19 protein-coding genes are annotated in these 19,867 nt (G+C 59.4%); 5 read left to right on the forward strand and 14 right to left on the reverse strand.

The features are described from left to right. Positions 1-348 precede the first annotated feature (348 nt). Complete coding sequence (locus ACPYOP_RS03010; protein ID WP_481408908.1) at positions 349-1,245, reverse strand: LysR substrate-binding domain-containing protein; 897 nt, start codon at positions 1,243-1,245, stop codon at positions 349-351. Between the two features lie 95 nt (positions 1,246-1,340). Here ACPYOP_RS03010 and ACPYOP_RS03015 point away from each other — a divergent pair, with 95 nt between their 5' ends. Next, positions 1,341-2,381, forward strand: coding sequence for an alpha/beta fold hydrolase (locus ACPYOP_RS03015; RefSeq protein ID WP_481408909.1), 1,041 nt, complete (start codon positions 1,341-1,343; stop codon positions 2,379-2,381). Positions 2,382-2,819: 438 nt separating this feature from the next. Here the strand turns inward: ACPYOP_RS03015 and ACPYOP_RS03020 are convergent, their stop codons facing one another. Next, positions 2,820-3,716, reverse strand: coding sequence for a LysR family transcriptional regulator (locus tag ACPYOP_RS03020; protein ID WP_481408910.1), 897 nt, complete (start codon positions 3,714-3,716; stop codon positions 2,820-2,822). Positions 3,717-3,828: 112 nt separating this feature from the next. Between ACPYOP_RS03020 and ACPYOP_RS03025 the strand changes: the two genes are divergently transcribed. Beyond that, entirely contained in the window at positions 3,829-5,193 is a 1,365-nt protein-coding gene (locus ACPYOP_RS03025; RefSeq protein ID WP_481408911.1) for a lactonase family protein, read from the forward strand. 680 nt (positions 5,194-5,873) lie between these two features. Here ACPYOP_RS03025 and ACPYOP_RS03030 read toward each other — a convergent pair. Continuing rightward, positions 5,874-6,770 (reverse strand): LysR family transcriptional regulator, encoded by an 897-nt coding sequence (locus ACPYOP_RS03030; RefSeq protein ID WP_481408912.1) that lies wholly within the window; start codon positions 6,768-6,770, stop codon positions 5,874-5,876. A 397-nt stretch (positions 6,771-7,167) separates the two neighbouring features. Between ACPYOP_RS03030 and ACPYOP_RS03035 the strand changes: the two genes are divergently transcribed. Continuing rightward, the gene (locus ACPYOP_RS03035) at positions 7,168-7,791 is read left to right on the forward strand and encodes an FMN-dependent NADH-azoreductase (protein WP_481408913.1); all 624 of its coding nucleotides are present in this window, start codon (positions 7,168-7,170) and stop codon (positions 7,789-7,791) included. Positions 7,792-8,173: 382 nt separating this feature from the next. Here ACPYOP_RS03035 and ACPYOP_RS03040 read toward each other — a convergent pair whose 3' ends face one another. Further along, positions 8,174-8,746 (reverse strand): TetR/AcrR family transcriptional regulator, encoded by a 573-nt coding sequence (locus tag ACPYOP_RS03040; protein ID WP_481408914.1) that lies wholly within the window; start codon positions 8,744-8,746, stop codon positions 8,174-8,176. A 109-nt stretch (positions 8,747-8,855) separates the two neighbouring features. Here ACPYOP_RS03040 and ACPYOP_RS03045 point away from each other — a divergent pair, with 109 nt between their 5' ends. Beyond that, entirely contained in the window at positions 8,856-9,542 is a 687-nt protein-coding gene (locus ACPYOP_RS03045; RefSeq protein ID WP_481408915.1) for a glutathione S-transferase family protein, read from the forward strand. A 148-nt stretch (positions 9,543-9,690) separates the two neighbouring features. Further along, on the forward strand, positions 9,691-10,326 hold the full coding sequence (locus ACPYOP_RS03050) for a hypothetical protein (RefSeq protein ID WP_481408916.1): 636 nt from the start codon (positions 9,691-9,693) through the stop codon (positions 10,324-10,326). Positions 10,327-10,422: 96 nt separating this feature from the next. On the opposite strand, the gene ACPYOP_RS03055 is transcribed toward ACPYOP_RS03050, so the two are convergent. The 10 genes from ACPYOP_RS03055 to ACPYOP_RS03100 form a co-directional block, all read right to left on the reverse strand. Next, positions 10,423-10,689 carry a BON domain-containing protein gene (locus tag ACPYOP_RS03055; protein ID WP_481408917.1) on the reverse strand — a complete coding sequence of 89 codons (267 nt, stop codon included), beginning with the start codon at positions 10,687-10,689 and terminating at the stop codon, positions 10,423-10,425. A gap of 39 nt (positions 10,690-10,728) precedes the next feature. Beyond that, the gene (locus ACPYOP_RS03060) at positions 10,729-10,995 is read right to left on the reverse strand and encodes a DUF1488 family protein (RefSeq protein WP_481408918.1); all 267 of its coding nucleotides are present in this window, start codon (positions 10,993-10,995) and stop codon (positions 10,729-10,731) included. Positions 10,996-11,575: 580 nt separating this feature from the next. Continuing rightward, a complete protein-coding gene (locus ACPYOP_RS03065) occupies positions 11,576-11,821 on the reverse strand; it encodes a hypothetical protein (RefSeq protein ID WP_481408919.1) in 246 nt (81 codons plus the stop codon). 268 nt (positions 11,822-12,089) lie between these two features. Then, on the reverse strand, positions 12,090-12,227 hold the full coding sequence (locus ACPYOP_RS03070; RefSeq protein ID WP_481408920.1) for a hypothetical protein: 138 nt from the start codon (positions 12,225-12,227) through the stop codon (positions 12,090-12,092). Positions 12,228-13,006: 779 nt separating this feature from the next. Then, positions 13,007-13,216, reverse strand: coding sequence for a cold-shock protein (locus ACPYOP_RS03075; protein ID WP_481408921.1), 210 nt, complete (start codon positions 13,214-13,216; stop codon positions 13,007-13,009). A 560-nt stretch (positions 13,217-13,776) separates the two neighbouring features. Further along, a complete protein-coding gene (locus ACPYOP_RS03080) occupies positions 13,777-15,291 on the reverse strand; it encodes an ABC transporter substrate-binding protein (protein WP_481408922.1) in 1,515 nt (504 codons plus the stop codon). 19 nt (positions 15,292-15,310) lie between these two features. Continuing rightward, entirely contained in the window at positions 15,311-17,020 is a 1,710-nt protein-coding gene (locus ACPYOP_RS03085) for a dipeptide ABC transporter ATP-binding protein (RefSeq protein ID WP_481408923.1), read from the reverse strand. Next, the gene (locus tag ACPYOP_RS03090) at positions 17,017-17,868 is read right to left on the reverse strand and encodes an ABC transporter permease (RefSeq protein ID WP_481408924.1); all 852 of its coding nucleotides are present in this window, start codon (positions 17,866-17,868) and stop codon (positions 17,017-17,019) included. Before ACPYOP_RS03090 ends, ACPYOP_RS03085 begins: the two co-directional genes overlap by 4 nt. Then, positions 17,865-18,803: an ABC transporter permease gene (locus ACPYOP_RS03095; protein WP_481408925.1), complete on the reverse strand. Its 939-nt coding sequence runs from the start codon at positions 18,801-18,803 to the stop codon at positions 17,865-17,867. The genes ACPYOP_RS03090 and ACPYOP_RS03095 overlap by 4 nt, the downstream gene beginning before the upstream one ends. A gap of 51 nt (positions 18,804-18,854) precedes the next feature. Beyond that, on the reverse strand, positions 18,855-19,745 hold the full coding sequence (locus ACPYOP_RS03100) for a proline iminopeptidase-family hydrolase (RefSeq protein WP_481408926.1): 891 nt from the start codon (positions 19,743-19,745) through the stop codon (positions 18,855-18,857). Between the last annotated feature and the right edge of the window lie 122 nt (positions 19,746-19,867).

Here is a 19,867-nt window from a genome sequence, read left to right on the forward strand (position 1 = left end):
CCGGAGGCGCCCAATCTCTCCCCGGACCACGCGAAGTGCTTGTATCTTTGCCTGTGCAGCGCTGGCCACGGCCGCGCGCGCCGGCTCGAGGAATGCGGTTCCGGCTGCTGTGAGCAGTACATGGCGCCGGTCCCGCTCTAAAAGCGCCGTGCCGACTTCGTGCTCGAGGATTTACGGTGACAGTGCACTCAAATAAGAACACCTCCATTTAGTCCATCCAATCATAGCCCGTCTCGCCCCGCCTGCAAACCAAGGCTGCCACAGCTATTCGTCGGCCGCATGCATCTTCCTCTGAGTAAGTGGTTCCGGCACCCACGTCAGTGTATCAGCCGGAGTAGTCGAGGATGCTTACTCGGGTTGATCCGTGGTCGCATAGCTCGTCTCAAACAGCCGCCATACCCGGCGAACCACGCCGGGCAGGGGGTGTCGTTTTGTAATCATCGCGACTGACAAGCTTGGCAGGGCGACGTCCGTGATTGCAGCATAGCGAACACCTTGAAAAGTGAGGCGCTGGATCGATTGTGGCAACAGGGCCGCCCCCAGACCGGCAGATACAAGCGACAACATCGTCAATGCGCGCGTCGCCTCTTGCACGATCCGGATATCGAGCCCGGCCTTGGTGAAACTGTCCATGATGCGGGCATGCAGAACTGGCCCCTGGCTCTCTGGAAAGAGGATCAGTCCTAGCGCCGCAACCTCTGCCAGCGTGACGGTCCCTTTCCTGCCATCATCAGGCAGCACGGCGATACTTGCCTCCGCTGGAAACTCGACCACGTTGAGGCGCTCGGTTGTGCCCAACGGCGGATGAACGAAGGCAATGTCGATCTCTCCTTTCGTCAATGCAGCAAGCTGTTCGTTCGTCGACAATTCGACGAGCTTCGGGCGGATGCTCGGATAGAGCTGCCTCAACTGGGACAAAAGATGAGGAAGTCGCTCGTAGAGTGCGGCAGACACGAAACCGATCTTGATGACGCCGGCCTCGCCGCTTTCTGCGGATTTGGCAACGGCAAGGGCCGCGTCGGCATGCAGGACCGAGGCCTTTGCCTCATCGATAAAAGCCGAACCCGCCCGCGTCAGGGACAAACGGCGGTTCACGCGCTCAAACAAGCGGACGCCGAGCTCATTTTCCAGGCGCGCAAGCGATTGGCTGAGCGGCGGCTGAGCCATTCCGAGACGCAGAGCAGCCCGACCCATATGCAGTTCTTCAGCGATAGCGAGAAAGTGTCGGAGATGACGAAGTTCCATATTATCACGATATCAAAAGACTTCAGATAGACCATCGATTTCTAATCGAAAACGAGGGATCGTTTCCGGAGTGCATCACAACCATCGGAGATCCCATGCGTTATGCCTTTTCGATCCTCGCAGCCGGCCTGAGTTTCGCCGTCATGGCAGCCGCGCCGGCAACGGCGGAGGTCATCCGCCGTGACTTCACGGTTCTGAGCGCTGACGGGCTTAGGATTTTCGTGCGCGAGCTTCGCGACACCGAGGCTCGCTCTCACGAGGGACCTATGCTGATGATCAATGGGGGGCGGTCAGGCGTATTGGCGAGTTGGGATGTCGATGCATCCGGGTCATCGACCGCCGAAGAAATCGCCGCGGCCGGGTATCATGTGTACCTGATGGACGTACGCGGGTTCGGTCGCTCCGATTTCCCGAAGGAGATGGAGCGCGGGCGAATGGACGCGCCGGTGGCGGTTCGATCCAATGAGGCGGTGCGCGACATCGCAGCCGTGGTCAATGAGATCAAGCGACTGCATCCTGAGGACAAGAAGTTTGCGGCGATCGGTTGGGCTACGGGCTCGCAGTGGCTAGGCCATTACGCCTCGCTCTATCCGGAGCAAATCTCACACCTCATCTATTATAACGGTGCCTATGGAGGACCGGCTGGCGGTTGGTCCTTGCAGGAAGAATTCGGCGATCCCGAACGACCGGACGAATTGAACTATGGCCGGCATGGCTCCTATCGTTTGGCGACAGCGGAGGATCTGGCCGGTCGCTGGCGGAATGAGGGGATCGACCAAGCTTTTCTCGACCGCTATGTCGAGCTTTCCATGGAGGGCGACAAAACGGCAGGCAAGCGCGAGCCTGCGAGCTTCCGGTTCCCGTCCGGACCGACGGCTGACACCCTGAAGATGGTCAATGGCCGACAACTCTTCGACGCCTCATTCATCCGCGCTCATGTGCTGATCCTACGCTCAGCGAACGATTTCTGGTCGCGTCCAGTCGACGGTCAGACCCTGCTGGCGCATCTGACCAACGCCGCCTCGGCCGAACTTGTCGAAATTCCTGGGGCTTCTCACTATGTTCACCTTCAGCCCACTCCCGACCGCCAGAAGTTCCTTGATGCCGTGCGCGCGTTTACCGCCTCAGCCAGGTAGGTGAGGCGACGGTGATCAGCAAGCTTGCCTTCGCTGCCGGTATCGCTTTGGGCTGACACCGTTCTGCCTTCTTGGCTCGCCATCGCGACTTCGAGAGCGGTATGGTTGGAAGCGGACCTGAAGAGGTACGCGCCAACACCCGTTGGGCGTTAACGACCATCATGCGGCGATCGTCGCTTTGACCGAATGGATTCGTTCCTCGTGAACGATTCAAGCCGCCGCGTCCTTGTCATCAGCCCCGCTGTGCTTCGAGGCGATCTGCGCTGATTTCATCAGGAGTCCGTCGAGGGCGCCGCGTTTCGTGATCATATGATTCCAGACATGCTGATAAGGCAACCGCTCGCCCGCGTCCAGCAGCGCTGCATGTACATATGACTGTAAATGCACCACCCCTCTGAGGCGCTCGCTGTCGCACCAAACGCAAGCGAGTAGAGGACATCAGTGTTCGTCCAGTCCAGTTTGCAAGTCGGCTACGACTTCGAGAAACCGCTCCGCGGCCGCTGAAGGAGCAGATCCCGCCCACGCGGCCGCGATCGGCAATGACGGAGGATCGGGGGACACCGGACGGAAAACCACGCCCGGCCGCCCCGCATTGGCAACGCCTTCCGTCACAAATCCGAGGCCGGCGCCAGCCGCGACCAGCCCGACCAGCGTTGTCATGGGCGATACATGCTGCAGGATGTGGGGATGGATACCCTCGTTCCTGAACAGTGCGATGACACGATCATGGATGTTTGGTCCGATTATCCTTGGTGCGATGAGGAACGGCTGACGGTCGAGATCGCTCACACGAATCGTTTGCTGTACCGCCAGGACGTGTTGCTCCGGCAAGGCGAGCACGAGCCGTTGGGATGGAAGCGCGCGAACTGAAAGACCCGGGACCGCGACGGGCGGATGGAGGATGCCAAGATCAATATCCCCAGCGGCGAGAGATTGCTCCAGCATCGGGGAATTCATCTCGGTGAGATCGACCGAAATATCCGGGAATCTGCTCCGATAGAGACGCACGGCCTCGGGCAATGAACTATAGAAGGCAATGACCGTGAAGCCGAGCCGGAGGCGCCCAATCTCTCCACGGACCGCGCGAAGTGCTTGTATTTTAGCTTGTGCCGCGTTGGCCACTGCCGCGCGCGCCGGCTCGAGGAATGCGGTTCCGGCTGCTGTGAGCAGTACATGGCGCCGGTTCCGCTCCAAAAGCGCCGCGCCGACTTCGTGCTCGAGGGTACGAATGCGCTGGCTCAAGGCAGGTTGCGTGATGTTCAGGCGCTCGGCGGCTCTCCGAAAATGGAGATCTTCAGCGACAGCGACAAAACAAGCGAGCGAACGGACATCCATGGTGGTGAAAGTATAACCTTATCACAGAGCGAAATCTTCGAATTGGATACTAATCAGTAGGCATGGCATCGTCTACTCAAAGTGAAGTACCCTTGAATTGAAGGAACATGTCATGTCTGGAAATCGCTTAGCTGTCGGTCTTGCGGCGACATTGATGAACAGCATCATGAATTTCCCGGTGAATGCCGATCCGACCGAGTTGGTTCGCCGCGTAAGCGGGTCGACGATCGCCGTGATTTCCGATGGTGATTTCGTTGCCCAGACATATGCAACCGGTCGCCTCGCGCCGCGAGAGGCGGGTCATCGCGACTTGCTGACGGTTCTATCCATTGTCGATAGCCGGCTCGTCACAGGAAGTCTGCGGCTGTCGAATTCCGTTACCGCCGCGCCAGAAGTCCTCGCTCTTTCGCGCGATGGCCGGACGGCCTTCGTGATCGAGCGTCTCGGGCAGCGTCCGGAAACAGGAGACACGGTGGCCGACCTACCGCCCGGCAGTAGGCTGTTCGCCGCGGATCTTACCGACAAGGCAGTACCGAGGCTTGCCGACTCTGCGGAGGTGGCGGCTTTCCCTGAGGCCTTGGCCGTCAGCCCGAATGGTCGCCGCGTTGCCGTGGTCTCAAACACGCCAGAAGAGAGCTTCGTGCAGATCGTGTCCTATGACGATGGCCAATTTGACGAGGTCGCGCGCTTTGGCCTGACTGAGTTGGGCGTGCGGGGCGCAGCCCCCGGACCGCGTGGCGGCGTGACTGCGACCAACGTACAGTGGCATCCTTCCGGCCGCTTCCTGGCGGTCAACATCAACACGCAGAACCGTGTGGCCTTCTTCGAAGTCCTCGAAGAGGGGGGAAGGCTAACGATGCGGCCTTGGGGCAACATTGTTGAAACCGGCACCGATCCGTTCGTCGGCCGCTTCACGCCGGACGGCGGCTTCTACCTCACCTCGGATTGGGGTAGGGATTTCACCGCCACCAATCTGGCCGGGCGCGTCCCCGACAAATCCGCAGCCATCAGCGTCGTCCGCCTCGCCGACACCGCCACCCCCGCCAACGATGCGCGTCACGAACGAATCGCCAGCGTAGAAACCGATGTGGCCGCCGAAGGGATCGCGGTCAGTCCTGATGGAAAATTTGTCGCCACTGTCAACATGCGCGGCACTGCCTTTCCTGCCAATTCCGAGCGGTATCAACGGGAGGCAACGGTGACTTTGCTGGCTTTTGACAGTTCGTCCGGCACGCTCACCAAGGTCGGCAACTATCCGTTCGAGGGCGTTCTTCCGGAGGGTGGTACCTTCGATCTCACCGGAGATCATTTCCTTGCCACTGTTTTTCAAGGGCATGAGGGCGCAGATGATCGCGAAGGCGCCGGTCTGGAGGTGTTCCGCGTGGTCAAGGGAAACAATCCTGGTCTGGAACGGCTCGGACGGGTTCCCTTGCCACACGGCGTGCATCACGTCGATCTCGCCGGTGTGCGATATTGACGGGTCTCGCCGGAGCCGCCGGTTGGCTGCCTTTGCTGAGAAGTGCGGCATTATGGAGCAAGTGCCACAAGGCAGTGGCGGTGTCACTTGTCTCGACGTTGACAAGGGGAAAACGGAGGTGACCGGCTGATCGCTTGAAGGTAGTCTCGATCCTATGAAAGTTCCTGACCTTCCTCCTGATTTCACATTTAAGATGCTCACACCGACGGATGAGGAATTTGAGTTCTCATTCCAGGCGAAGAAACAGGCTCTCGGCCCTCACATCATTCAGCAGTGGGGATGGGATGAAAAATTCCAGCGCGAAGTCCACGTTCAACGATTGCGCGAGAAGCCAGTTTGTCAGATCGAGATGAATGGACGGCCAATTGGGTGTTGGCTCGAAAATTCTTGCCCACTGCTTCGAACTTGCGGACGGCGAAGACCTCCCCGTTCGCCTTGAATATCTTCTGTGGAACCCAGTTGGTAGCCTCTACCGACGACATGGTTTCGTTGAAGTGGGACGCACTTCAACCCACGTCCTCATGGAGCGACCAAAGCGACTCAGCTCCCGGTAGAGGGCCTTGAACGCGACGGCCGACCTGACCGGATTGGCGGTGGGCTTTGGCGGAGGGATGGGCTGGTCGCACTCGGCTGCGCGCGGTCTCTGACAGGCGGCGTGGAATCCGTGAACCGGCGGCCGGTCAGGCGAGGCGATCCTGCAACTCATTGAGGAGCCAACTCCCTGCCCGTCCGAGGGCGCGGTCCCGCATCCGGGCGGCGTAAATCATTAACGGACCTCGCGCGCGGTCAGGGTCGTCTTCGATGGCGAGAGAGACGAGGCGCCCTTCGGCCAGATGCGGCGATACGAGATACTCGGGCATACGGCACCATCCAAGCCCCGCCAGCAGGAAGTCCAGTCGCCGCCCGAGGTCCACAAAGCGCCAGGCCCTGGTTCCGATGATGCCGTAGCCAGGATCATCGGGGGCGGCCGGATCGGAAAGGACGAGTTGCGTATGCTCTTCCAAATCAGCGGCTGTCACTGGCCGGGCCAGCTTCGCCAATGGATGCGTTGGCGACACCACCGGAACAAGGTCGATGCCAAGGAGGGGCCGAGCTGCGACATCTTCAGGCACGCCCGGCAGCAGGGTGCAGAGCGCGAGCGCCGCGTCTCCGCGCCGCAATCTTCGCTCGGCCCCGCCCAGCCCCTCGGTTGAAAAGCTCACGGGGAGGGAAGGAAACTCGGCCCGCAGCGCATCCAGGCTGTCGATGAAGGCGGCAGTAGGCACCAGCGGGTCGATCGCGACCGCCAGTTCGGGTTCGAGCCCGTCGCGTATTCCGGCGGCGACTACCTCGAATTGGGCGACGCCGGACAGAACTGTGCGCGCTTTTGCCACCAGCACGCGGCCCACGTCGGTCAGCACCGGGCGGAATCCCGAGCGGTCGAATAAGGAGACGCCTTGGACGGCCTCCAGTGTCGCGACGGCTTGGCTGATAGCGGATTGCGCGCGCCCGAGCCTGCGGCCTGCGGCGGAGAAGCTGCCCGTATCCGAGATAGTCACAATGATCCGCAACTGGTCGAGGGTAAGGTTACCGATCATCCATCATCCTAACAGATAAAGATCATCATATTTTTATCACTTCTTCTGATCCTTTTCAACGAATAATAGTGTCGCTCATGCGACCGACTTTCTTTGACAATAATGGAGGCGGACCCGGTTTCTTCCTGAAATCGGGGACTATGCGCGATACCTGGTGCGAACTGGAAACCTGTCTGCGCGGGCTAGCGGCGACGTTCGCCGAGCGACCACGCGCAATCCTTGCCGCCCAACGCTCGCTATGCCCAACCGCGCGAGGACCATCTGCAGCCGCTGATGGTAGCGGCCGCAGTCGCCTCCGTGTGCGGTTCACTTCCACGGTCATGCCCTCGGCAAGCCGATTTCCGGCTTCCGCTTCGGTTGACCCCAACCCGACTTAAATCTCAACGAAGGAACAACCATGACCAAGCTTCTTGTCGTCGAAACCAGCCCGCGTGGCGACCGTTCGATCTCGCGTAACATGACCCTGCGCTTCGTCGCCGAATGGGGGACCGCGCATCCCGGTGGAATCGTCCTAAACCGCGATCTCGCAGAAACCGCTCTGGCGTTCGTTGATGCGCCGTGGTTGCAGGCTTACTTCACGCCACCCAAGCAGCAGACGGCTGCAATGAAAGAGGCGCTGAGCCTGTCCGACGAGCTGGTCGCGGAGTTCCTTGCAGCCGATCACATCCTCATCGCCACGCCGGTCCACAACTACAACATCCCCGCCACGCTCAAGGCGTGGGTCGATCATATAGTCCGCAAGGGTAAGACGCTGGGATTCAACGGCGAGGGCCTGGTTACGGGCAAAAAGGCGACGGTGCTGATCGCGAGTGGAGGTGTTTACACCGAAGGTTCGCCGATCCGCGACCGCGACATCGCGCCCCAGTACCTGCGCCTGATCCTCAACGTGATCGGAATCACCGACGTGACTGTGGTGGCGGGTGGTGGCGCCAAAGCTGTTGACCTGGGCGAAGCGACGATGGAAGGTTTCATTGCAACTCTCCAGCCCGAGATCGATGCAGCGGTTGCTCGAGCGATCTAATGTCCAGCGGTTACATCAAGGAATGCGGGAGAGACCCGTAGCGCCTTTCTTTCTTCGTCGCTAGAAAAACACGGCTATTGCACCGTGGGCATTGGCTGACTTTGGACGCCCAGGATGTCGTGGGCGTCTTTTGTCGTTATTTTTGCTGATCGTCCGAAGCGCGTCGCAGTCCATCGCTGACCTCCAAAATCAGTGTTGAATCTGATTTGCACCTCTGGGAAATCCCAAACCGTTCAATCGTCACTATGGCCTAGTATGGGTCCTTCATGTTCAGATCGATACGAATAGAGCGCTGACCACTTTTGTAACAACAGGGTCGTCAGTCCAGACCCCAATCAAGCCGACACATTGAACATTGGCCGTTCGCGCCGTCGGCTGGACATCACGGAATAAGGCCCGTGGTCCGATAAGCCTGGATCGTCCGGTCATAGATGCCGATATTCTGGCAGCCGCGCGCGATGAGCTGCGCGCCTTCGATGGCGGCAAAGATTGCCATCGCGTGTTCCTGCAATTGTTCCTCGCTCGCCGCAGGTTCAGCTCTCGCCAAGACTTGCTTGATCCAGCCCACGTTCATCTCGGCGAACCTGTCCACTTCAGTCCGAACCTCGATCGGAAGATCATCGAACTCGGCACTCATGATGCCGCACAGGCACATGCGATTGTCGTTAGTCAGTGCCGAGCGAAAGATCTCGGTATATCGATCCATGCACAATGAGGGGTCGTCGGAGCTGGCCAGCAGCTCCGCCAGATAGGCCGCCCCATCTTCAGTGTAACGGCGGGCCAATGCAGCCCCAAGATCGCCTTTTGTGGGGAAATGGTAGTGCACGCTGGCGCTTTTGATCCCGACCTCTTTTGCTAGCTCGCGAAAGCTGAGCGCATTGTAGCCGCGCGCCTGCACCGTTGCCTTTGCGGCAGTCATCAGCGCCTCATGCATATCTGTTTTGGTTTTAGCCATCGTAACTCCGTACCTATCACTCGATAGATAGTTGTTGACGCCGATAAAGGGAAGGGATAGATGGCAAAGCGTTATCTATCTATCGATAGACAGTTAAAGGAACCGTGTTATGAAAATCTTCGACCGCCCCGGCTTTCCCAATCCGGCTCGCATCCGCATCGTCCTCGCCGAGAAGGGGCTCGAGCCGCAGGTCGAGTTCGTCTCCGTCGACCTCATCGCCGCCGAACACAAGCAGCCGGCCTTTCTTGAAAAGAACCCGTCCGGCGTGCTGCCGGTCCTGCAGCTCGACGATGGTGCGTATATTGCCGAGGCGACCGCCATCACCGAATATCTCGACAATCTCGACGGCCACCCGAAGCTCACCGGCCAAACGCCGAAGGAAAAAGCCGTCATCCATATGATGCAGAAACGGGCCGAAACCGAGCTGCTCGACGCGGTCGGCAACTATTTCCATTACGCGACGCCTGGTCTTGGCCCCGCACTGCAAGTGTTCAAGAGCCCCGAATGGGCCGGCCGTCAGGATTGGGGCAACCGCCAGCGCGATCGGGCTCTCGGCGGCATGAAGTATTTCGACACGGTGTTGCAGAGCCATCCCTACGTCGCTGGCGATGCGTTCTCGATGGCCGACATCACAGTCTTTGCCGGGCTGATGTTCGCCGATGCTGCCGGCATTGCCGTGCCGGAGGATTATTCCGCGCTGAACGCCTGGCGCGCGAAAGTCTGCGAGCTGCCAAGCGTCAAGAACCGCAGCGGCCAGACGTTCGTCACTGAGGATCTGCGTCGGCTCGGGTTCTGATCATACGAGGTTATCCACGCCTGCACCGAGGCAGAGCGGCTCTTCGCTCCTCCCCTTAGAGCATTGAGCCAGCTCCGCCGCGCACGCGGGTGCGGTCGATGGCTCTAATCCTTGTTCACTTCCCGGCTTTTTCGTCAGGCTCCTCGGCATGCCTCTCAGCTTCCCGGATGGCGATCTTCCTGCTGTGATCGGTCCGCGCCTGATCGAGTTCTCTCATTGTGGGAAGATCCCGGATAGCCAGACTCTTAGCATCGTTCTCAGTGCTTCGGCTTTTTGTGGACCGATGCCGCGGCTTCTTTGCTTCACCGAGTTCGTCAACTGCGCGTGCTTCCTCGGCCGGCACCGCGAGATCGGTGCGTGCGGCGGCGGCATGGGCGATCAATTCCTTCGCGGAGGGATTGCCGTCCGGACGCTTGCCGTTGGCGCCGAAGTCGTGGCGATCACTGGCGGTAAAGGGCGTGGCGTTGTTTTGTCTCGACATTCAAATGCCTCTTTTTTTATTGTGAAGTCACGACATGCCGTTCGCGCGGCCACGTCTTTTCGCGGTGGGCTTCCTGCTTGTCGAGAACGAAGGCGAAGGCAGCGCATATCCGCCCCTTTCGCGCTGTCAGATCTTGTTGGTGAGATGCATCCGGCCGTCGATTACAAAATCGCGCAGGATGAAGAGCCGATCGAAGGCCCGTCGTGGGAGGGCAGCCGCTTGAGCAGGGTCGTCCGGATCGAGCAGACGGCGCTCGCTGATCTCTTGGCAGTAATGAATGCGACGCTGGAGCCGTCCCGATGACCGCCGTCGAAAATCGGATGTCCCGGGTTTTCGCTGGTGGCCGGGCAGGAACACGGCGCAGCCGCGCCGACGGAAATGGTGACGGACGGACTTGCCTCATAAATCCGGCGACAGTTCATTGTGAACCTTGCGCACGCCCTTGGTTCTCAGCGTAATCTCCTCGGCAAGTGATACCTCCGCTTTCATATGCACCCATCCGGCCAGCGTGATGTCGCGGCCGCGCGCGGTGACGAAGATATAGCTGGAGTCGAGATCGCCGGCGTCGGCGAGCGCGCTGTCGACGGCCGATTCAAGATCGCCCTGGTCGGGGCGGCGGGCAGCCGCGCGGACCGCGACGCTGAGATATTTTCTGTCGACTGCCATTGTTTCGGCTCCTGCATTGGCCCTTCCGGGTGTAAAAGTCTACCGGCGGATATCCTGCGCCGTCAGGATATATCGGTCTTTGCCGCCGCGGCCGTAGGCATGGGTGGCGGCTTCCAGAATGCTCTCGCGAGCCCTGTCGAAGGCTCCCAGGCACTCGTCCTCCGAGCGGCCGGACCGGCTTGCGGTCGGCAAGGCATCGGCTTCGACTAAAAACCGGATTTCGAACATGCCGTCATACCCTGAGAAGCGGACTGCATTGCGGCTCTCGTCAAAACTGCGGCTTTTATTGGGAAAGGTCAGTGTCACGCATTCTCTCCCGGAGGGTTGGTAATGTCCAATTCATTTGGACCGTCGCAGAGCATGCTATTAGGGACGTAGTAGCGGTCTCGCCTGAGGCGCATCCGGGCTCTGGCCGGATGCCTGTGTTACAGATGTAGAGACACCCTCATCCTGCGCCCGGGAGCCCTAATTCCCGCGAACGGCTGCATCTTCGCAGCTCTACTCCTATAGAAATATGGGGGTGCGGCATTCGAATTGCAATGTAGGTACGATGTGCTGTTCGATCTCGGAACAAGTCTCATCGCACTCCTGTACAGATCTGAATTGCACGGCTGTGCCTGAAGAGCATCGCGCGCTTCCACAATAAGGTTTCGCATCTGTGGCAATCGCATCGCGAGGCGTCTGCGTCCGCCCTCCCGCCGGTTGGATCGCCATCTGTTTTGATCCCCAGGCTATGCCCGTGAGTATAGGCTTCCTCTCCCTGACTGGCCCGGCGGCATTGTCGCGGTCAACGTGCATCTTTCTGTTCGGCAGCGGCGCAGAGAAATCTCTCCGCACATTAAGTCATTTTGCGCAGCGACAGATCCCCAGCAGGACGCTTCCTCGATCACTTGATCCGCCGGGAAAGCGGATAATCTGGCGCGTCGTAAAGCGCGCGGATCTGATTGTGGTCGAAGCGCGCCTCGTCTACTTCCAACAGAGAGCCTCGCTGCTGCGTGCCAGGCAGGTCTTCGACCGCGAAGCGGAGCGCCTCGGCGGCCGTTTCGAAACGCCTATAACGAAGTCCGCTACGTCCGCGTATCGCTTTGCCCGCATAAAGTCCTGCTCCCTCTATGTAATCGAATCTGGTCACGTGGTTGTCCTCCAGGTTCGGGAAGGGAGTTCTACCCGCGCGGCATCTCTGATTTCGCGCTCGGTGTCTCGAAGCTCGCGCTTGCGCCGCTGCATCCTCTTTCGAAGGTTCAGGAGCTTTTCGGCATTTGATCCTGCTTCGGCGCAGGGCACGCGAAAGAGCTTTTCCGCGGATTGTCGGGGGGTATGATTTATCATTTGTTCCTCGAATAATGAGTGCGATAGCGCGCCCACTCGCAGTGAGTTTGGTTTGATGGCGCGCCAGCTTGCTATTTCTTGCCGAGATTTGCCGGGTTGCCGCTTGCAAGCTTAACCTGCGCGCCGGATGGGGCTGGTGCCGCTGCTGCTGTCTTGTCTTTCTTGGGCTTGCGGATCTCTCGGTTGCTGCGCATTTGGCCTTTAGCCATTGGTTTCTCCTTGGGCGCCCGGATAGGTGTCGGCGCTATTTAACTGCTTGAATTTGGTTTGGCGTTTCTTCCGAAACGGCCCTATTGCCGCGGGAGCGTAAGGCCCGGAGGGATGCTGGCATGCGGGTTTTCCAATGGGAGCCGAAATCGGGAAATATCGTCGTGCTCGCTAGAGGCAGACTTCGCTGGGAGTCTCGGCCAACGGCGGTTTCCAGGAGCGTGCACAGATCCGCGTGATCACGATATGCGAACGTACTCGTTCGAACCAGGTTTCGTGAAAGGCATGCGGAATATTCGTTGGAAGACATCGCGTCCTCCTTTTGTTTGGGTAAGGCCGTCCACCGAGACGGCGGTTCCTGTGGCACGGCTGTTGACGTCCAAGACGCGCCTGTATCGCCGTTTGGGCAGGCTATTGTCATTTTCCTGCACGTTACGAACCGATCGCACCGTCTGCGATGCCCATTTCGCCGGATCTAGGCGCGGTCGAAGCCGTGATATCGATATTATTGCGGCTGACGCGTAAAAATTCGCATTGTCAAAGCACATACCGCAGCGCGATGCCTTGAGCTTCCATCACGGCGAAGACCCGACCGCATCTTGCAGCTCGATGTTATCACATTACGAGATCTCGAAAACGATCCTGTCATCGGAGCGGTGGTGGATGCCAGTCATGAGAAGCTCAATTCCCAGAAAACAAAAGGCCGGGCATGGACCCGACCTCTCACAGTCATTCGGCTTAGCTGCCAGTACATCCGTGGTCAGCGGAGCGAATGACGAATTCATGCCGCCTGAAGGTTGTCAGCGGAGCTCTTGCCGGACTTTCCATCCTGCACGGCGTCGTAGCTGATCTTCTGGCCGTCCGAAAGCGAACGCATTCCCGCGCGCTCCACAGCAGAGACATGGACAAACACGTCTATGCCGCCGTTGTCAGGCTGGATGAAGCCGAAGCCCTTGGTGGGATTAAACCACTTTACAGTGCCAGTATTCATTGCGATTTCCTTCCCCAGCAATCGTTGTGGGTCCCGCGATGCATTGCGGGATAAGATCGATTATTTGAGAGGAAATCCAACGGGAGCATAAGGCTCTGGAACGACATCACAAGCAATGGTCGATGTCCTATATGTACGCTCAATTTTTGATTTTACAATGGGCAATGCGGAAATTGACAGTACGCACCCAAGCCACGCGCTATTTGCTGGAACCAGAAATGCAGCCGCTTGCTGCGCCGGCTTTTATCACGCGCGGATGAGCAGCATTTCCCAAATACATGAAATCGCTTCTCTATTTCATGAGGTGCCAGGATATCAACCGACATCTACGGCTCGAATCTCATCTAGGCCATGGAAGGTGGATGGCTGCGTATCGTTGGTAACGGTCTCGGACTGCTCCGCGCGCAATCCGCTTGATATGGCTCTTGCACCTCCGCCGCGCAGCGCCGCCTCAGCTTCTTTCCGAACCGTCTATCGATCTCGTCTGGCGACACGATCAATCTCCGCGTTCAAGGAGCGATGCTCCGCCGGGCGGCGGAGCAAAGATCGGCAGTAGAAATTCAGTTCTTGACCGTATCTTCGAGGAAGAAGCGGCCGAGCGGGTTCTGGTAGAAGTTCTCGATATTCTTGCGCGAGACGTTGATATAGGGGCTGTAGTAGAGGTCGACCCAGTTGACGTCGTCCTTCGCCACCTTCTGCAGATCGATATACATCTGTTCACGCTTCTTGGGATCGAGCTCCAGGCGAGCCTTGGCGACCAACTCCTTCACGGTCTCGTTCTTGTAGTTGGTCGAATAGTTGTTGTTGGAATCGTGGCCGAGCACGAAGGTCGTTTTTTGGTCCGGGTCGAGAATGTCGTTGGTCCAATAATTGACCGAGATGTCATAGTCTCCGGCGACCGTCATATCCCATTCCTGGCTGGGATCGACCTTCTGCAGGTTGGCGGTGATGCCGGCTTTCTGCAATTGCTGCTGCACCAGCACGGCCGTCTGCTCGTCGACTTCGTCGCCCGCGCGGAGAAGATAGGTCAGCGTCAGGTTGGAAACGCCGGCCTCTGTCAGCATCTTCTTGGCTTTGTCCGGATCGTAGGGGCGTTGCAGGTTGTCGGCATAGTGATAAAGCGCGCCCTTCGGAATGTAGGAATTGGCAACCGCACCCTGGCCGAAGGTGACGGCGTCGACGATCGCTTTCTTGTCGATGGCGAGGTCGAGGGCCTGGCGGACTTCCTTCTTGCCGAGCTCACCATGCGCGTGGTTGATCAGAAGATGATCCTCACGGGTCGAAGCGTCGATATCGACATTGAGGTTGGGGTCCTTCTTCAGCTCCGCCACGCGGGAGAAGGGCACGAAGATCGCTGCATCGAGCTGGCCGGCCTGGACGTTCAGCATACGGGTATTGTCGTCCGGCACGGAGATCCATTCGACGCCATCAAGCTTCACACGGTCGGCCTGCCAGAAATAAGGGTTCTTCTTGAGGATGATACGGTCACCGCGCCGCCATTCGTCGACGACGAAGGCACCGGAACCGATCGGCTTTTCGCCATAGGCGTCGGGGCCGAGCGATTCCATGCCCTTCTTGGAGATGACGGAGGCATTCGGCAGCGCCAGCGTCGACAGGAAGGGTGCGGAGGCGTGTTTGAGCTTGATCGTCAGTGTATGCGCGTCGGTTGCGACCGCGGTATCGATCACCTTGTAGGAATCGCTCCAGAGCGAGGCCGCGTCGTCGCGGATGCGCAGCAGGCTGAAGGCGGCATCCTCGGCCGTCAGCGGCGAGCCGTCGGAGAATTTCGTGTCGCGGATCTTAAAGACATAGGTCAGGCCATCGTCGGATGCAGTCCAACTTTCGGCGAGACCGGGCTCCAGCTTGGTGCCGGTTTTGTCGACGCGGATCAGCACGTCGTAGACGTTCGAGAAGACCCAGTTGTCGATGTTCTGCGCCGTCTTGATCGGATCGAACGTCGTCGAATCCTCGCGGCGGCCGATGGTCAGAACGCCTGCTGCTTCGGCATAGCTTGCAGTGAGAGTAAGGCCGGCGACGATGGCCGCAAGCCCAATTGATTTCCATCTGCTGGTCATAAGATCGTTCCCTTGGTTGTTATGGCATGCGTTTGAATGGCAGGATTTCGCCAACTCTCCTTTCGCTTCGAAGATCGGTGTCGGCGAAGAGCGGCTTGTCTGGATCGATGTCCGGGATGGCGGCGATGAGCGAGGCCGTATAGGCATGTTTCGGCCGCATGAAGACCTCCTCGGACGCGCCTTCCTCGACGATTTCGCCGCGATACATGACGATGGTGCGTTCGCAAAGATTGCGGACGATGGCGAGGTCATGGGCGATGAAGAGTAGGGTCAGGTTCATCTTCCGCGTCAGCTCGCGGAAGAGCTCGATGATCTGCGCTTGTATGGTGACGTCGAGAGCGGCGACGCATTCGTCGGCGATGATGAGCGTGGGATCGACGGCGAGTGCTCGAGCGATACCGGCGCGCTGGCACTGGCCGCCGCTCATGCTGCGCGGCTTGCGATTGACAAATTCGCGCTCCAGGCCGACGAGGTCCAGCAGTTCGCCGACGCGGGCGGGAATATCGGCCGATACGACCTTGCCCTGCACTTTAAGCACTTCGGAAATCATCTCGCCGATCGTCAGCCGCGGGTTGAGCGCATTGTAGGGGTCCTGGAACACCATGGCCGCCTCGCGCCGCAGCTTGATGAGCCCCGCCGTTCTCTGCTGCGCCAGGTCGACCCCGCCGAAGGTGATGTGCCCGGAGGAGAGCGGCGTCAGGCCAAGAATAGCACGAGCAAGCGTGCTCTTGCCGCTGCCGGATTCGCCGACGATCCCCACGGTTTCGCCCGGCATTACCCGCAAGCTGACGCCGCAGACGGCGTTGACGGTTCTTTTACTGCTGCCCTTGAGAAAGCCGCTGCCGACATTGAAGCGGACGTGAAGATCGTCGATTTCAAGGAGGGGTTTGAGGGACGTAGCGCCTTTCGTGGGTTCCCTGACGGATGCTGTTTCATCGGGCATCGACGGATGGCTGTTGATCAGGTCGACCGTATAGGGATGCCCCGGTTGTGACAGAAGTGCCCGTTTCGGACCTTCCTCCAGCAGCTTTCCGCCGCGCATCACGGCGATCCGGTCGCAGGTTTGGGCGACGATGCCGAGATCATGGGTGATGAGGATGATGGAGAGGCCGCGCTTGTCGCGTATGTCGATCAAGAGGCTGAGAATCTGCGCTTGGATGGTGACATCGAGCGCGGTCGTCGGCTCATCGGCGATCAGGATCTTCGGATTGCAGGAAAGTGCTACGCCGATCATGGCGCGCTGGCGCATTCCGCCGGAAAATTCGTGCGCATAGCTGTCATATTGCCTGACAGGATCGGGAAAGCCGACCTGGCCAAGGATCTCGGTTGCCGCCGCGCGGGCCGCGCGAGCATTGAGGCCCTGATGATAGCGGATGCCCTCGGCGATCTGGTCACCGATACGCATGACGGGATCGAGATGGCTCGTCGGGTTCTGGAAGATCATGCCGATCTCGCCGCCGCGCACCTCAAGCATCTCCGCATCGCTGACCTCGGTCAATTCCCGTCCTTCGAGGCGGATCGAGCCGCTTTCGATCTTCAGCAGCGAGGACGGCAGCAGCCGCACGAGCGAACGGCACAGGAGGCTCTTGCCAGAGCCGCTCTCGCCGACAAGACCGAGGATTTCGCCCTTATCGAGATCAAGCGAGACGTCATCAATCAGCGTGCGTGTGCCGTTGTCGAGATGGGCTTTAACAACGAGATTGCGGACGGAAAGGACGGGCGCGCTCATTCATGCACTCCGAGCAATTCGCCGAGCGCATCGCCCAGCATGCTGAAGCCGAAGGCGAGGCAGACAATGGAAAGGCCGGGAAAGAGCGTGATCCACCAGGCTGTGGTGATGAAGCTCTGGCCTTCGGCGACCATGACGCCCCACTCGGCGATCGGCGGCTGCACGCCGAGGCCGAGATAGCTGACCGCCGCGCCGCTCAAGAGCACGAGCACCGCGTCCGACATGGAAAAGACGATCGAGCCGGCAATAGCGTTTGGCAGCAGATGACGGAACATGATGCGCGGCCGGCTGAAGCCGAGGCTGGCGGCGGCAACCGCGTAGTCGCTGCCCTTCAGGACCAGCATCTGCGCGCGGATGAGGCGGGCATAGGAAACCCAGCCGACCAGCGCCATGGCGATGTAAAAGCTGCTCAGTCCCGGTCCGAGGATGGCAATGATCGACAGCATCAACACCAAAAACGGGAAAGCGAGGATGACATCGACGATGCGCATGAACAGCGCATCGACGATGCCGCCGAAGAAGCCCGCGATAGTGCCGACCGTGGTGCCGATCAGAAAGGGGAAGAACACTCCGATGACCGCGATCTGCAGATCTATACGCGCGCCCCAGATGACGCGCGACAGGATATCGCGGCCGAAATTATCCGTCCCGAAAGGGTGCGGCAGCGACGGAGCCTGCAGGCGCACATCGGCATTCTGGAAGATCGGATCATAGGGCGCGACGATGGGGGCGCAGATCGCAAGAATTAGGAAGAACAGCAGGATACCGCCGCCGAGCGTCAGCGTTAGGTGTTTTCCAAGAAATTTTCTCCAGGCGCCAGAAGAGTGGGCGATCGCTTCGACATTCATAGCGTCACCCGCGGGTCGGCTGCAACGGTCACGATATCGGCTAGGAAATTGACAAGCACGGTAGCGCAGGCAAACACCATCGCGACACCCTGGACGACCATGTAGTCGCGGGAGAAGATGGCGCGCACCAAAAGTTGACCCATGCCGGGCAGAGCGAAGACACTTTCGACGACGACGGTTCCGCCGATCAGCCAGCCGATGTTGACGGCAAGCAGATTGATCGATGGCACCAGCGAGTTCGGCACGACATGCCGCCAGAAGACGATGCCTTCCGGCATGCCGCGGGCACGAGCAGCGGTCGCCACGTCCGATTTGAGGGATTCGATCATCGCAGCCCGCAGGCTGCGGGTCAGCACCGTCGAGAGCGACAGCGCGACGGTCAGAGCCGGCAGGATGAGATGGGCGACCTTGTCGACGATCGTCGATCCATAGCCCGACACCGGCAAGACGCCGAGCTGGACGCTGAACAGGATGATCAACATCAGCCCCAGCCAGAATGGCGGAAAGCCGATGCCGAAAGTTGAGACGATGCGAACGATATGATCCGGCGCGCGGCCGGCATTGCGCGCGGCAATCGCGGCCATCGGTACGGCGATCAGGATCGACAGGATGACGCTTGAGACGACTAGGGCAACCGTCGGTTCGATTCGGGTGGCGATCAGCGGCAGCACGTCGATCTTGTATAGGATCGACTTGCCCATCTCGCCGTTGCCGAGATTCTTGATGAAATAGAAGTATTGCAGCCACATCGGCTGGTCGAGGCCATACTGCGCGCGGATATTGGCAAGCGCCGTCGGCGTCGCGCGCGTGCCGAGGATGTTGCGCGCGGGATCGCCGGGAATCAGGCGCACCAGAACGAAGGTAATGACGCTGATGCCGAAAATGACCGGCAGGAACTGCAGCGGCCGTGTCAGAATGAATTTATAGCGATGCATGGCGGCGATCGCCCCTTTGTCGTCGTCGGGTTTGGATCACCTTATCGTGCATCAGCTTGCCCTGTGCCGCGACAGGAAATCGAGAAGTGCCGGATAGTAGTCCTGCGGATTTTCGTAGAAGGGCATGTGACTGGCATTGGCGAAGACCTTGAGCTCGGCATCTTGCAAGGCGAGCTTCATTCGAAGCGCGCAGGCTGGCGTCAGTTCGTCATGCTCGCCCGTTGTGATCAGTACGGGCATGGGCAGACGCGGCAGGTCGGGAATGCGGTTCCAGTCCCTGAGATTGCCGATATAGAGAAATTCGTTCGGCCCCTGCATCGTCTCGTAGGGATCCATGTTCCAATCGTCCAGCGAGCGGCGAACCGGCGCCGGCCATTCCGGCAGACGACAGACATGGCGATAGTTGAGGATGGTGACAGCCGCGAGATATTCGGGATGATTGTAAGTTCCCTGCGCCTCGTGCTTCTGCATCATGGCGACGGTTTCCTGGCCAAGTGCGGCGCGCAGCCGCTCCAGTTCGGAAATGAGATGCGGCATGTCCGCAACGGTGTCTTCGAGGATCAGCGTCTGCAGGTTCTCGGGATAGGTGAGTGCATAGTCGATCGCCAGCCAGCCGCCCCAGGAGTGGCCGAGCATATGCACCTTGCCGAGGCCGAGCGCTTTGCGGACCGTCTCCGTCTCCTCGACATAACGGCCGATGGTCCATAGGCCCTTATCCGTCGGTCGGTCGGAGGCACCGGTGCCGAGCTGATCGAAGGCGACGACACGATAGCCCTTGTCGATCAGGCAGGAGTGGGCTTCGCGCAAATAGTCGCACGGCAGGCCTGGACCGCCGTTCAGGCAGAGGATGGTTTCGGGCCCGCTCCCGAAACTGTAGGCGACCACCTTGTAGCCATCGACTTCGATGTCGTGCCGCGCCTCGGGCGGGATTTCACGCCACATTGACAACTCCGGTGAAAGATTCTGCTTGCTCAATATTTGAGCATGGCTAAATTTTTACCTTAAACCGCGATCGGCACCAGCTATAAGAAGTGATAGGTTGGGAGGCCGGAAGCACAGATGGG

The sequence above is a fragment of the Rhizobium sp. KNZ2-6A genome, assembly GCF_056755475.1.

What these genes read in the sequence shown, in the direction of transcription:
- ACPYOP_RS03010 (WP_481408908.1), bottom strand. Translation starts at nt 1,245, where the DNA reads ATGGAACTTCGTCATCTCCGACACTTTCTCGCTATCGCTGAAGAACTG.
- ACPYOP_RS03015 (WP_481408909.1), top strand. Translation starts at nt 1,341, where the DNA reads ATGCGTTATGCCTTTTCGATCCTCGCAGCCGGCCTGAGTTTCGCCGTC.
- ACPYOP_RS03020 (WP_481408910.1), bottom strand. Translation starts at nt 3,716, where the DNA reads ATGGATGTCCGTTCGCTCGCTTGTTTTGTCGCTGTCGCTGAAGATCTC.
- ACPYOP_RS03025 (WP_481408911.1), top strand. Translation starts at nt 3,829, where the DNA reads ATGTCTGGAAATCGCTTAGCTGTCGGTCTTGCGGCGACATTGATGAAC.
- ACPYOP_RS03030 (WP_481408912.1), bottom strand. Translation starts at nt 6,770, where the DNA reads ATGATCGGTAACCTTACCCTCGACCAGTTGCGGATCATTGTGACTATC.
- ACPYOP_RS03035 (WP_481408913.1), top strand. Translation starts at nt 7,168, where the DNA reads ATGACCAAGCTTCTTGTCGTCGAAACCAGCCCGCGTGGCGACCGTTCG.
- ACPYOP_RS03040 (WP_481408914.1), bottom strand. Translation starts at nt 8,746, where the DNA reads ATGGCTAAAACCAAAACAGATATGCATGAGGCGCTGATGACTGCCGCA.
- ACPYOP_RS03045 (WP_481408915.1), top strand. Translation starts at nt 8,856, where the DNA reads ATGAAAATCTTCGACCGCCCCGGCTTTCCCAATCCGGCTCGCATCCGC.
- ACPYOP_RS03050 (WP_481408916.1), top strand. Translation starts at nt 9,691, where the DNA reads ATGCCTCTCAGCTTCCCGGATGGCGATCTTCCTGCTGTGATCGGTCCG.
- ACPYOP_RS03055 (WP_481408917.1), bottom strand. Translation starts at nt 10,689, where the DNA reads ATGGCAGTCGACAGAAAATATCTCAGCGTCGCGGTCCGCGCGGCTGCC.
- ACPYOP_RS03070 (WP_481408920.1), bottom strand. Translation starts at nt 12,227, where the DNA reads ATGGCTAAAGGCCAAATGCGCAGCAACCGAGAGATCCGCAAGCCCAAG.
- ACPYOP_RS03075 (WP_481408921.1), bottom strand. Translation starts at nt 13,216, where the DNA reads ATGAATACTGGCACTGTAAAGTGGTTTAATCCCACCAAGGGCTTCGGC.
- ACPYOP_RS03080 (WP_481408922.1), bottom strand. Translation starts at nt 15,291, where the DNA reads ATGACCAGCAGATGGAAATCAATTGGGCTTGCGGCCATCGTCGCCGGC.
- ACPYOP_RS03085 (WP_481408923.1), bottom strand. Translation starts at nt 17,020, where the DNA reads ATGAGCGCGCCCGTCCTTTCCGTCCGCAATCTCGTTGTTAAAGCCCAT.
- ACPYOP_RS03090 (WP_481408924.1), bottom strand. Translation starts at nt 17,868, where the DNA reads ATGAATGTCGAAGCGATCGCCCACTCTTCTGGCGCCTGGAGAAAATTT.
- ACPYOP_RS03095 (WP_481408925.1), bottom strand. Translation starts at nt 18,803, where the DNA reads ATGCATCGCTATAAATTCATTCTGACACGGCCGCTGCAGTTCCTGCCG.
- ACPYOP_RS03100 (WP_481408926.1), bottom strand. Translation starts at nt 19,745, where the DNA reads ATGTGGCGTGAAATCCCGCCCGAGGCGCGGCACGACATCGAAGTCGAT.